12 protein-coding genes are annotated in these 12,349 nt (G+C 37.0%); 3 read left to right on the top strand and 9 right to left on the bottom strand.

Annotation, left to right across the window (positions count from 1 at the left end):
• Positions 1–144: 144 nt before the first annotated feature.
• Positions 145–594 carry a MarR family winged helix-turn-helix transcriptional regulator gene (locus tag MKY06_RS11660; protein WP_013056976.1) on the top strand — a complete coding sequence of 150 codons (450 nt, stop codon included), beginning with the start codon at positions 145–147 and terminating at the stop codon, positions 592–594.
• 62 nt (positions 595–656) lie between these two features.
• Here the strand turns inward: MKY06_RS11660 and MKY06_RS11655 are convergent, their stop codons facing one another.
• Together MKY06_RS11655 and MKY06_RS11650 are read right to left on the bottom strand one after the other, a co-directional pair.
• Positions 657–1,076 carry an organic hydroperoxide resistance protein gene (locus MKY06_RS11655; protein WP_013056975.1) on the bottom strand — a complete coding sequence of 140 codons (420 nt, stop codon included), beginning with the start codon at positions 1,074–1,076 and terminating at the stop codon, positions 657–659.
• A gap of 156 nt (positions 1,077–1,232) precedes the next feature.
• Complete coding sequence (locus tag MKY06_RS11650; RefSeq protein WP_098277850.1) at positions 1,233–2,441, bottom strand: DNA polymerase IV; 1,209 nt, start codon at positions 2,439–2,441, stop codon at positions 1,233–1,235.
• A 164-nt stretch (positions 2,442–2,605) separates the two neighbouring features.
• Between MKY06_RS11650 and MKY06_RS11645 the strand changes: the two genes are divergently transcribed.
• The gene (locus MKY06_RS11645; protein ID WP_013056973.1) at positions 2,606–3,184 is read left to right on the top strand and encodes a DedA family protein; all 579 of its coding nucleotides are present in this window, start codon (positions 2,606–2,608) and stop codon (positions 3,182–3,184) included.
• A gap of 47 nt (positions 3,185–3,231) precedes the next feature.
• Here MKY06_RS11645 and MKY06_RS11640 read toward each other — a convergent pair whose 3' ends face one another.
• From MKY06_RS11640 to MKY06_RS11625, 4 genes are read right to left on the bottom strand one after another with little or no spacing between them, the layout of a single operon-like run.
• Positions 3,232–3,711, bottom strand: a complete 480-nt coding sequence (locus tag MKY06_RS11640; protein ID WP_028413409.1) for an RNA polymerase sigma factor — start codon at positions 3,709–3,711, stop codon at positions 3,232–3,234.
• A 16-nt stretch (positions 3,712–3,727) separates the two neighbouring features.
• A complete protein-coding gene (locus MKY06_RS11635; RefSeq protein WP_098277849.1) occupies positions 3,728–5,740 on the bottom strand; it encodes a multidrug ABC transporter permease in 2,013 nt (670 codons plus the stop codon).
• A complete protein-coding gene (locus MKY06_RS11630; protein WP_064471657.1) occupies positions 5,715–6,614 on the bottom strand; it encodes an ABC transporter ATP-binding protein in 900 nt (299 codons plus the stop codon). The genes MKY06_RS11635 and MKY06_RS11630 overlap by 26 nt, the downstream gene beginning before the upstream one ends.
• Positions 6,607–6,996: a GntR family transcriptional regulator gene (locus tag MKY06_RS11625; protein ID WP_013056969.1), complete on the bottom strand. Its 390-nt coding sequence runs from the start codon at positions 6,994–6,996 to the stop codon at positions 6,607–6,609. The genes MKY06_RS11630 and MKY06_RS11625 overlap by 8 nt, the downstream gene beginning before the upstream one ends.
• Positions 6,997–7,337: 341 nt before the next feature.
• Here MKY06_RS11625 and MKY06_RS11620 point away from each other — a divergent pair, with 341 nt between their 5' ends.
• Positions 7,338–8,210: a selenium metabolism-associated LysR family transcriptional regulator gene (locus MKY06_RS11620; protein ID WP_013083080.1), complete on the top strand. Its 873-nt coding sequence runs from the start codon at positions 7,338–7,340 to the stop codon at positions 8,208–8,210.
• A 69-nt stretch (positions 8,211–8,279) separates the two neighbouring features.
• Here MKY06_RS11620 and MKY06_RS11615 read toward each other — a convergent pair whose 3' ends face one another.
• The 3 genes from MKY06_RS11615 to MKY06_RS11605 all read right to left on the bottom strand — a co-directional run bounded on the left by MKY06_RS11615 (position 8,280) and on the right by MKY06_RS11605 (position 12,291).
• Entirely contained in the window at positions 8,280–9,479 is a 1,200-nt protein-coding gene (locus MKY06_RS11615; RefSeq protein WP_013056967.1) for an MFS transporter, read from the bottom strand.
• Between the two features lie 222 nt (positions 9,480–9,701).
• Positions 9,702–10,079 (bottom strand): PH domain-containing protein, encoded by a 378-nt coding sequence (locus tag MKY06_RS11610; protein ID WP_013056966.1) that lies wholly within the window; start codon positions 10,077–10,079, stop codon positions 9,702–9,704.
• A gap of 64 nt (positions 10,080–10,143) precedes the next feature.
• Positions 10,144–12,291, bottom strand: coding sequence for a YhgE/Pip domain-containing protein (locus MKY06_RS11605; protein ID WP_053487258.1), 2,148 nt, complete (start codon positions 12,289–12,291; stop codon positions 10,144–10,146).
• Positions 12,292–12,349: the final 58 nt, after the last annotated feature.

Genomic DNA, 12,349 nt, shown 5'->3' with positions numbered 1-12,349 from the left:
GTACACAGCTCCCTTTTTTTCTTAGTATATGTAAAATTCCCATTTTTTATTTACAGCTTGATTACTTTTTCATCCGGCGTTATTGGACACCACTATTTAATTGTGTATAATTGAATAAAAAGCAATAGACTGGAGGCAACATCAATGGAACAACTTTATAAGCAGCTGCAGCTGGAAAATCAGCTTTGTTTCTCAATTTACGCCACGTCTCGAGAAATTACAAAGGTTTACAAGCCGCTGCTCGATAAATTAGGAGTAACCTATCCGCAGTATTTAGCCCTTCTTGTTTTATGGGAACATGAAACACTCAGCGTGAAAAAAATGGGCGAACTTCTGTATTTGGATTCAGGCACCCTTACTCCTATGCTAAAAAGAATGCAGGATCAAGAATTAGTGATTCGTCAGCGTTCTCATGAAGATGAACGCGTTGTTTTTATTAGTTTAACCGAAAAAGGAAAAAAATTACGTGATAAAGCTTGTCATATTCCAGAAGAAGTTTTTAGTATGACGAATAAGTCACAGAGAGAATTAGAAAAGCTGAAAGAAACGCTGCAGGAGTTATTGCAATCACTGCATACGTACAATCAAAAATAGACCATATAAAATTGCACATAAAAAAAACGCCTGGATTCAAGAGAAATCCAGGCGTTTTTTATTTACTCAGCCGTTGTATTTAACGTTACGTTAACATTTCCACGCGTTGCTTTAGAATACGGGCAGAATTGATGTGCATCTTCTACTAGCTTCTCAGCTACTTCTTGTGAAACGCCTTTAATATGAGCGTTTAACACCACTCCAATTTTAAAGCCATCATCAGTGTGGTCTTTTAGTAGACTTACCTCTGCAGTAATAGACGAATCAATGTCTTTTTTTTGTTTCTTAGCAATTAAATTTAAAGCACCGTCAAAACAAGCAGAATATCCTGCTGCAAACAGCTGCTCGGGATTTGTTCCTTCTTCTTTGTTATTTGGAGAAGGATTTACAAGGGTTAAATCAATAATACCATCATCTGATTTGACTCGACCATCTCGGCCTCCTACCGCTGTTGCTTTAGATGTAAATAGTACGTCTGACATAAGATCACCTCATAGATTATTTTATGTAATTTCATTGCAGACAATCAAAAAAGTCGCAATCAAATTCATTTTGTAATCACTTTGATTACCGTGATAGTAATGTACTTCCCCTTCTATAATGAGTGTAAACCTATTATTTTATACAAAAAAAGAGAGTTACCTCTCTTTTTTTCCTCTTTGTTTTTTTAAACCGCTTTGAATAATGTTATCTCCATATTTTTCACGCAAACTTTCGACCGCTTTGTATAAAGGCTCTTTTTTTGCTTGCTCTCCATATGTAAACAAATCTAACTGTTCTTCTTCCTGAACATGGTGGCTCACTTGAAGAGCAGCTACGCCTAATAAACGAATTGGTTCTCCGTTCCAATGCTTTTGAAATAATACCGCACTGTAATGAAAAAGATCATTTGGCTCGCTAATTGCTTTTGAAATAGTTTGGCTTCGAGTAATGGTTTTAAAATCACTGTATCGTATCGTTAGTTGAATCGTTTTGCTTACAACTTTTTTCGCTTTCATACGAGAGCTTACAGAATGCGATAGTTTATTTAAAATAGGGAGAACTTCATGTTCATCTACTGCATTTTGAGATAGCGTCGTAGAGTTTCCAATAGATTTAAACTGTGATTGGCGATCAGGGTTCACCTGTCGATCATCTTGGCCCCATGCTCGTTCTTTCATAACTTCTCCTTTTATTCCGAGAGTTTGTTTAAGAAGACCGGGAGCGGCTTTTGCTAGATCACCGATGGTCACGATCTTAATCGCATTTAGCTTCTCAGCTGTTTTTGTACCGATTCCGTGCATTTCCTCTACGGCTTTTGGCCAAAGAACTGTTTGGACATCTCTTTTTCGAAGGACGGTAATCCCTAAAGGTTTTTGCATATCACTTGCCGTTTTGGCTAAAAATTTATTCGGCGCGATTCCAATTGACACAGGAATTTGCAGCGTCTGTATTAAATGCTGCTGAATGGACTTTGCTATGTCAAGAGGAGAGCCTAATTCAGCACAGTTTGTAATATCCAAATAGCCTTCATCAATTGAAGCGGGCTCTAAAAGAGGTGAAATGGTTACTAAATAATCAAACATGTTTTTGGACATTTGGCGATATAATGGAAAATTAGGTTTTATAACAACCAGCTCGGGGCATTTTCTTTTCGCTTCCCAAAGAGGCATAGGCGCATATACTCCGCGTTTACGAGCAATATAGTTACAGGTTACAACAATTCCTCTTCGTTCCTTTGGATTGCCAGCAATAGCAAGAGGCTTATCTTTGAGCGTATGATCATGTGCGGTTTCAACAGATGCATAAAAAGCATTGGCATCAATATGAAGAATAACTTTGCCGTTTTTAGGGTACATCATTTTCATACTATCACCTCTTTCTGTATAATTAATCCCCGAAAGAAGAACGTACATTCTTATTTATTATAACTCTTTTTTCCTAAATTGTGCGCACCTATACTTTATTTTTATTTTGAGCGAACACTGTGTGTCACTCTCTCGTATTCTAATGAAGAAAGGAGGAAGAAAACGTGATTGATCAGCTTATCGGAGCCATTAACCAATTAGGCTACGGATATTTCTTTTTTATCATTTTAGTCGGAGCCAACCTTACTCCTATTCCTGACCCGGTATATATTATGCTTGCAGGCAGCCAGGCTACGTCTCCATCCGTTCAGTATATTCCAGCTTTTATACTTACCTACAGCGGCATGATGATTAGCTTGTATCTTAAGTTTTTGATAGCCAGTCTTTTTTCAGCTCAGGCGCTTGCGCTATTAAAACGCCCGCGATGGGAAAAGAATGTCATGAAAGTTGAGCGAACGATTCAAGAATATGGATCTCACGCCATCATCGCAAGCTACTTTTTACCAGGAATGCGACATGTGATGCCTTTTTTTCTCGGAGCAAGCGGAATGAAGCATCGGCATTATATTAAAGTCTCATTTTCCTTCGGTTTTATTTGGACGCTCGCTTTATTTATTTTCGGTTCCTTTTTTAATACGACATCTTCTTATACTGATGTGATTGAGATCACTTTAGCTTTTTGTGCGATCAGTTTGATTATCTATGCCGTCCAAAGAAGAAAAATACGAAAAAAACAGCAGTAGTTTGTGTAAAAAGTGCTTTTTCACAAACTGCTGCTGTTTCATTTATATTAAATGACTTCATTATACCCCTTTACAAAGTACTTGCGCGCGCGGTAAAGAGCTGATTTTAACGTAGTCATCTGCATATTTAATAACTCGGCAATTTCTTCATATTTAAACCCTAATCCGTATTTTAATAGAAGCAAATTGCGATACTTAGGATTCAATTGATTTAAAATCGCCTGACATTCAGCCGCTTCTTCATTTCTGAGCACCTGCTGAATAGGCGTATACATAACGGGTTCTTCTTTGTAAGAAGACGTATAGCGGTCTTTCACTATTTTACGCCTTCCTAAATCACACCGTTTATTTAATGCGACGCGAAACATCCAAGCTTTTATTTTTTCAGGATCGACCATTTCTTGTTTTTCTAAATATTTTAATGCTACTTCTTGCGTAATATCTTCGGCGTCTTGTCTATTCACACCATTTTTTAATAAATAAGCCAGCACCTGATTTAAATAATCTTGCAATTCCTCGCCGCACATAATAAGTTCTCCCTTGCTATTTTAGTTTTTCTTTTAGTTCTGTTGGAATCGTGTTAGCATCAAACATTTGAACTTCAGGACTTGAATTTTTATAACGGAAAACAACTATATAATCCCCTTGTTCTTGAATGGTTGTATGCGAAAGAAAATGATCGATTTGTTTGGAATCTTTAATAGTTAACGCACCTTTTCTTTTAGTTAGAATAGAGGGCGTGTCTACCCATGCGTTCTGAAGAATTTCGTGATCTTTATTCTTTAAAACTACAATATTTGAAACGTCTTCTGGCATCACTCGAGCACTTTCAAACATTTTTTCATGCTTGAGCCACTTTTCAACTTCTTTATATGATTTCTCAAAAGGTATGGAGTCTACACTTCGTCCATTTCCATCCATAAAGTCAATGCTAGACCAGCTTTGTTGGTTACTCTGAGTATCCTCATACGTTTGATTTTGTATGGATTTTCTTATTGCCAGTTTCAAATCTTCAATTTTGTTTGGATCTTTAATTACAATAGGTTCGCCGCTTTTATACATCACATTAATTTGAACTTCTTTTACATACCTCATATTTTTATTATCACGTTCTAAAATATAAAAAGAATGATTTTTGTACTCAGGTGTTTCTATAATTCGTTTATAAAAAGCTTTATAATCAGCTTCCCTTACCGCATATTGTCGAACAACTTTTTTATCATTTTTTAAATTATAAGCAAAAGTTATTTCACGAGCATCTCCAGACTGTATTTCTCTTTTAGAAATATTAGGCTGATCTTTTATAATTTGTTTATGCAATGCTCGTATAAAATTAACGGTATTTTTATCAGAATAATAGTAAGGTGGTCTATAATAGTCACCATTCTCTGGATCATGACTTTTAGGGTTATCTGTCAAGGAGTAATCATCTTCATCAAAATATACAGATTGAATATTTTCTTGATTTGGTAAGTAACTAGAGTAACCAAAAACATCCACTTTCAAGCCTATACCTATAATGATGGCTGCTGCCACAAACAATAAGTAGCCCTTCCATTTATCAAACACACGCCATGTTTTAGCTAAAATCATATGTCCAAGGATATACCCTAATAAAGATCCAAAAACATAACCAAAAATAAGCCATTTAAAAGAATCCTTGATCTCTCCGAAGTACATCCCCCATAATAATAATGAGCACGTCGTCAGTCCATAGATAAAGATAGGTTTTAACCAATTAAAAGCGATTGCATGCGTAGCGATTTCTAAACTTCTCTTTTGATATGCAATAAATGCAATAAAACAAAGTGCACAAGCTACAATTGCATATATTACTAGACTTAGATAACTTTCTTTTCCACTATCTAACAGATCCATAATATGGATAAAAGGAACCAAATCTTGTAAATTTCTCCCTGAATAATATGTTGTAGCAAACCCATACCAATAAAACTTAACATTCATAATAAAAAACTGAATGAGCGCAGCCGGAAGAATGAATAATATATATATAAACGCACCTTGCAGTATTGACATACCTGTGAACATACCTGCAAATACGGCTCCAGAAAAAACAAAGATATTCAAAATAATAGTATCAATAGCCCATCGTAGAATTAATTTTAGCGTATATAAATCGTCAACATTTACTGAATCTTTAATAAGAAAAAGAACGATGGCTGAAATAATAACAGGTAAAACTAATGATACAATTCCTAATAATACGTTTTGCCAAAATAGCACACCTCTGCTTATTGGTAAGCTATGAATATAATCAGCGGCTGATTTTGTTTGGATATATCTAAATAAAAAGATAGCTAGCACCACAGGAACAGTAAACATAAACAAAAATTGAAGGCTTCCAACAACTTCAAAAAGAGTCTTTAACTTTTCTGTATACATTCCATTTTCGTTAACTTCACCTGTATACCTCAGAATAATTTGAAGTGGCAAAATAAATAAAAGAACAAGTGTATATAAAGCACCAATCCATCCCACGTTTCTCATGGATTGAATCCACATGCCGCGGTTAAACGATGATGTTTTCGATTGCATAACCCACATCCCCCATTTCATAAATAAAGATTTCTTCTAGCGTAAGTGGCAAGATGTCAAAAATTAAAGGCTGATACGATCGAACTTTGTTGACTAAATGATTTTCTTTTCCTCGAACAATACAAAGCAAGACGCTTCCTCGTTTTTCTTGATATAAAATGTCTAGCGTGTCATAAAGCGCTAGCGGCACATCTCCTTCAAATGCAACTTGAATTTTGTGCACGTCTGATTTTAAATCATCCAGCTCTTTTTCAATTAATAATTGACCGTGATGCAAAATGCCTACATGATCACAAAGATCTTCCACTTCTCGCAAGTTATGCGATGAAATTAAGATCGTCATTTCCCGTTCTGCCACGTCTTGAACAAGAAGGTTTTTAATTTTTTGACGCATTACCGCATCTAACCCATCGAGCGGCTCATCTAAGATAAGTACATCCGGCATAGCAGACAGCGCTAACCAAAAACCTACTTGACGCTGCATTCCCTTGGACATTCTGTGTACCTTTTTATGTAATTGAATTGGGAAAGCTTCTTTTAATTTTTGAAACCGCTCTTCGTTCCAAGTCGGGTAGACGCTTCTATAAAAAGACGCTAATTGCTTAATCGTTGTTTGAGGGAAAAAATAAAGAGAATCTGGCATAAAAATAAGACGTTCTTTTAAGCCAACGTTTTCAAATACTTCCTCGCCGTCTATTACGATTTTCCCGTGATCTTGCTTGTAAATACCTGCAATGATTTTTAATAGCGTTGTTTTCCCTGCCCCGTTGGAGCCAAGCAGTCCGTAAATAGATCCTTTTTTTATAGAAAGCGTGACGTCCCTTAGAGCTTCCATTTCTTCAAACTCTTTTTTTATCGCCTTCAGTTCAATCACTATCGCTTCCCCCTTTTACTGCTTTTTCAGCCTGTGAGATAAGTGATAGAATTTCATCTTTATCCATCCCTAAATACATAGCTTCTGCCAACAGCCTTACTAATTCTTCTTTCATCTTTTTCACCTTCTCGTTATTTAGTGTATCAACTTGAGGCGTTACAAAACTTCCTTTGCCTGGAACTGAATAAATATAATTTTGATGTTCTAGTTCACGATATGCTTTTTGAATTGTATTTGGATTAATTGTTAATTCTTTTGCTAGCAGTCGAACAGATGGAAGCTTTTGATCGGCCTTAAAGACTTCATGAATAATAAGTTCTTTCAATTTATCTACTAATTGCTCGTATATCGGCTTGCGACTACGAATATCTAAATCAAACATAGTCTGCCTCCCTTCATTTACCAAAAATCATGATGTGTGTACTAGGTGTATTAACTGTATTACTCATCGTATTACAGTTAATATTATAATATGTTTTTTGGAAAAAACAAGTACTTTTTTTACTTTTGTTACAAACAGATGACAAAAAAGTGTTTAGTAGCTTTATAGATGAAATGTAAATAACTAGATTAACTTCTGAAAATAGCTTGTACTGCTTTCGTTATAAATCTTTAAGCCAGCACCTTATTTTACTGTTTTAACCAAGTGCCTCTAGTTATTACAATAGCAATGTTTTATAATGTTTATAATTAATTTTTTTAATATAAAAGGAGCCATACTCTATGTACTATGATGCGTTAAAGACGTTTGTTTCTGTTGTAGAAGAGCAAAGCTTTACAAAAGCTGCGGAAAAGTTAATGATTTCACAGCCAAGCGTAAGCGTACACATCAAAAATCTTGAAAAAGAATTTCAAACTTCCCTGTTCCTGCGTTCACCTAAAATGTTAAAAATCACACCCAGCGGCGAAATTTTATACGATCGTGCTAAACAAATGATTCAGATATATGAGCATACGAAACGAGATATTTATGAACATCATCACCGTGTCAAAGGAATGCTAACGATTGGCGCCAGTTTCACGATTGGCGAATATATTCTCCCTTCATTTTTAGCAAAGCTTCGTGAACAATATCCTGATATTGATGTAGAAGTGACTATCGGTAATACAAAGGAAATCGCTCAGCTTGTTCGTCATTTCAAAGTAGATGTAGGGCTTATTGAAGGACACACGGAAGAATCCGACTTACATATTCAGTCCTTTATGGACGATGAACTTGCTATCGTTGCGTCAGTGGATCACCCTTTAGCTCAGCTTAAAAAAGTAGAAATTGATGATTTACAAAATCAGCGGTGGGTAGCGCGTGAAAAAGGCTCTGGAACAAGAGAATATTTAGATCACGTTCTAATGTCCAACGGTTTAAAAATGAAAAGCATGCTAACGATCAGCAGCAATCAAGGAATTAAAGAAGCCATTGTTCACGATTTAGGAATGTCTGTGCTGTCACTTTGCGCTATTAAAGAAGATGTAGAACAAAAGCACCTATCGATTCTCAACGTTAACACCGCTCCTTTTAAGCGCCGTTTCTCTTATATCTATCCTGCTAACAGTGCTCATAAAAAAGTAGCCGAGCTTTTTATTCAGCTTTTAAACTAAAAAAAGACTTTCCACGCTGAGTGGAAAGTCTTTTTAAATCAATAGCCATACATGTCTTTGCATTCTTTTTTAGTGAACATGCGTCTGCTGAGCCGGCATTTTTGACAAACGAACAGCTAGGAAAAAGGCTGTTGTAAGAAACACACCAATTAAAGCAATAACACCTTTCCAGCCGTACGCACTCCAGCATAATCCAGCCACTGTCCCGCCAACACTTGATCCTGCATAGTAAAAAAACAAATACAAAGACGAAGCCTGAGCCTTGTCATGAGTGGCTCTTCTTCCCACCCAGCTGCTTGCGATGGAATGACTTCCGAAAAAGCCAAAAGTCAGCAGCAATAGCCCGGTAATTTTTATCCATAAAACTGGATGCAGCGTAACGATGGAACCTATAAGCGTAACAGCAATCGTACATAACAGCACTTTTTTCCGGCCGTATCGATCCGCCAGCGTCCCCATCCAGACCGAGCTGAATACTCCCACAAAAAAAATAACAAAAATAAAACTTACAAGCGTATGATTCCAAGAATACGGAGGAGCGGATAAAGCGTATCCAATATAATTGTATAAAGCTACGTTACTCCCAAGCAGCGCAAAACCAATAGCAAAAAGACAAAGCATCCCTTTATCTTGAAGATGACTGCGAAGAGAGCCGGTAAGCTGACGAAGTTCAAAAGATCGTGAAGTGAAGTTTTGTGAATCTGGCAAGTTCATAAAAAAAACAAAGGTGGCTAATAAACTGATTGCGCTTACAACATCAAGAGCTACGGACCAGTTGAAATATTCCGTGAGCACCCCTGTCATAAGCCTTCCCGCCACGCCTCCAAAGGCGTTGCCGCTTATATAAATCCCCATCGCTTTTCCTAAACTCCCTGGTTCAATTTCTTCTCCTAAGTAAGCCATGGCCACGGAAGGCAGCCCTGCTAAAACGATTCCTTGAATGACGCGAAAGACTAACAGCGTTTCAAAGGTAGAGCTAAATGCTGTCATGATGCATAGCAATGACGCAAAAATTAACGATAGACCCATCAGTTTCTTTCGTCCCCACACTTCTGATAAAGAACCTAAAAAAAGCATACTAACCGCTAGCGTAATGGTTGTTAACGAAAGAGACAAGCTGGCAAACGCCGGGGATATCCCGAATTCTCTAGAAAATTCGGGTAAAATGGCCTGTGTACAATATAAAATCGAAAATGTGTTGAAGCCTGCTGCAAAAAGCGCAACATTTGTTTTGCGAAAAGCTGATGTTCCAATTACGGTATAACTCACAGTTGGTCACTTCCTTTTTTCTCTAAAAAAAGCATATCACGGTTTTTTTATTCTGTATAATTCATTATGTAAATCGTTTTCATGCATTTCGGTAATGAGTAAAGTGAAAATAGGAATGGACAACAGCCTGAGTATTTTCAAACGACTGTATGCAAGACTGTTATACTTTCTCGTTTTACACACATTAAAAAAGTTGAGCCAGTTTTTCATGGCTCAACTTTTTTAATCTAACACATAAGATGCTAATACTTTTTGCACGTCGTAAATGTTTTTATCTTTACGAAATTCTTTTGAAATCGGTGCACTAGAACCCGATACCCAAATATTTAATTCCGCATCTAAATCAAATGTTCCAGCCGTTTCTACGCTAAAATGGGTAATCGTCTTATAAGGAATGGAATGATAATCTGTTTTCTTTCCCGTCACTCCTTGCTTATCAACGATAATTAAGCGTTTCGTCGTAAACACCATTAAATCGCGAATGACTTTATACGCTTGTTCCACTCGCTCGTTGGCAATTAAGATATTTTGTAAGTCTTTTTCAGTTCCTCTTATATCTGCTTCTGATGCATTTCCTAATAGTCCATCTAATATACCCATGCTGATCACTCCTTTATATCTACACTACCGCATTTTGTTCTGTCTGGAAACCCAAAACGTTTTTTTAATGAATTAATTTACTTTCACGCGCTTTTTTTGTTAATTTTGCACTCGTTTTACTAAGAGGCTTATGAAGAAAAATGCCAACGAGCAGCACGCCTAGCCAAATGCAAAGAAGCACCGTAACGTCTTTTCTGACAATATCCGCTAACATGCCTCCTACAACTTCTCTCATCATGCTTATTGCATACGTAAATGGTAAAAATGGATTGATTGCTTGAAAAAAAGCAGGCACGACTTGAATCGGAAATGTACCGCCTGCAGCGGAAAGCTGAAGCACAAGTAAAACAATCGCCATTGCTTTTCCTGCATTGCCAAATATCGCAACAAGCGTATATACAATCGTCATAAATACGAAGCTGCACAGCAAGCCTAAAAAGATAAAAGGTACTTTATCTACGACATACGTTTTGATTAAAAATAAATCCCCTAGCGTCACAATAAAAGCTTGCACGAGAGCAATAGACAAAAACGTTAAAAGTCTTCCAAGATAGACCTCATAGCTTTTGAATCGCTCTTCATCCGCTACTTCTACGCTTAAAATCGAAACTAACAGCAAAGCTCCGACCCACAAGCAAAGCGTTGTATAAAACGGCGACATAGCTGAGCCGTAGTTCGGAATCGGGTAAAGTCTTTCTTCTTTTAAAAGAACCGGCTTAGCAAAAAAGTCACTTTCTTTTTGCACGTCGTTTTTTAGCAAATTAATAATATCTTCAATATTTTCTTTTTGCTGAAATTCTCGTATTTTATCCGCTATATTGTGCACGTTTTGTTCAATTCGCGGAAAGTCTTTTGCTATTTTCCCAAGCTCCTGCTGCCCAAGCAAGATGCCACTGGCTGTTTTAGACAGGACGTTAGAAACATCCGGTATGCTTTTATTGGCTTCATCAAGCAGTGAGTTTGCGCTTGCCGTTTTATCTTTCGCTTCTTTGATTGCTTGTTCAACAGCAGGCACAATCGTAGAAGAATATGAATTCGTTAACGCATTTAATCTAGAAACAGCTTGATCGGTGTGAGAGCTGAACCTATCAAGTACGCTTTGATTTGGAACATCACCATTCTTTGTTTGTTGCTGCAGGCTGTTTACATCCGAAAGCTGCTGCTGTAAAAGCGTATTTACATCTTTTACGTCATTAATAACAGGTGAAAGAACTTTTTGTTGAGATAACGCATTTAAATCTGTAAGAAGCGTAAGAATCTCTCCTGTGTCAGCAATTTGTTTTGTTAACTGCCCTTTTAGCTGTTCCGATGCTGCGTTGACTTCAGCCGGTTTTATATCTTTTTCCATCAGCTGATTCTTCAATTCTTGAACCCGGAGAGCTCGTTGCTGAACCCGATGCAGCGTTTCGTTGATCGTTGGTTCAGCGTTTTTTAAAACTTCATCGCTTTTAGTTAAAAAAGTGTTTAGCTGCTGAGTCATCTGTGCGCCGTCAGCTGTTAGTCTCTCTACTTCAGGAAGAGCGGCCTGAGCTTTTGATACAATAGCTCCAGCTTTTTGAGTGGTGTCATTCGCTTCATTAATTACTTTTTTGATTTCAGGAAGACGATTTTCAAGTTCAAAAATCCGCTGTTCAACTTGTTGAATGGTCGGCAAATCCCGCTGCAGTGTAATACCTAGTTCGTTAAACACTGAAAAAATAGCTCCATTCGCTGTTTTGACGAATTTTTCACTGATCTGTTGTGTTAAACTGCTGGCTCCTTTACTTGTAATTTTAGGCGCCACTGCGTTTATTTTTTCGTTCACTTTGTAAATAATGACCGGTTTTTCCAAACGATCTTGAAGAACGGTACCAAGCTTTTGTGAAAAATCTTTTGGAATAACAATACTTGCATAATAGTCTCCGTGCTTTACTCCGTGATCAGCTTTTTCTTTGGAGACAAACGTCCATCCAAGCGTTTTATTTTTTTTTAACGTTGCAATAATATCTTTTCCCACGTTCACGTGCTGACCTCTTATCGTAGAACCTTCGTCTTCGCTTGTTACTGCAATGGCAATACCTTCAGTCCGCCCGTATGGATCCCAAGATGCTTTTATATTAAACCATGCGTAAAAAGACGGCAGAATCATAAGCGTCAGCACAATGATAATCATCGCCCAATTGGTGAAAATTCTTTTTAAATCCCTTGTATAAATATAAACAGTATTTTTCATATGTCCCACCCAGTTTTATTGTTACAAGTTAGCTTATCCATGTTCGAAGAAACATATT

The sequence above is a fragment of the Priestia sp. FSL P4-0332 genome (genome assembly GCF_038005845.1).
In the GTDB taxonomy this organism is placed as follows: domain Bacteria; phylum Bacillota; class Bacilli; order Bacillales; family Bacillaceae_H; genus Priestia.
Note: the sequence above shows the minus strand (reverse complement) of the source record. Positions and strands in the feature narration are given on the sequence as shown.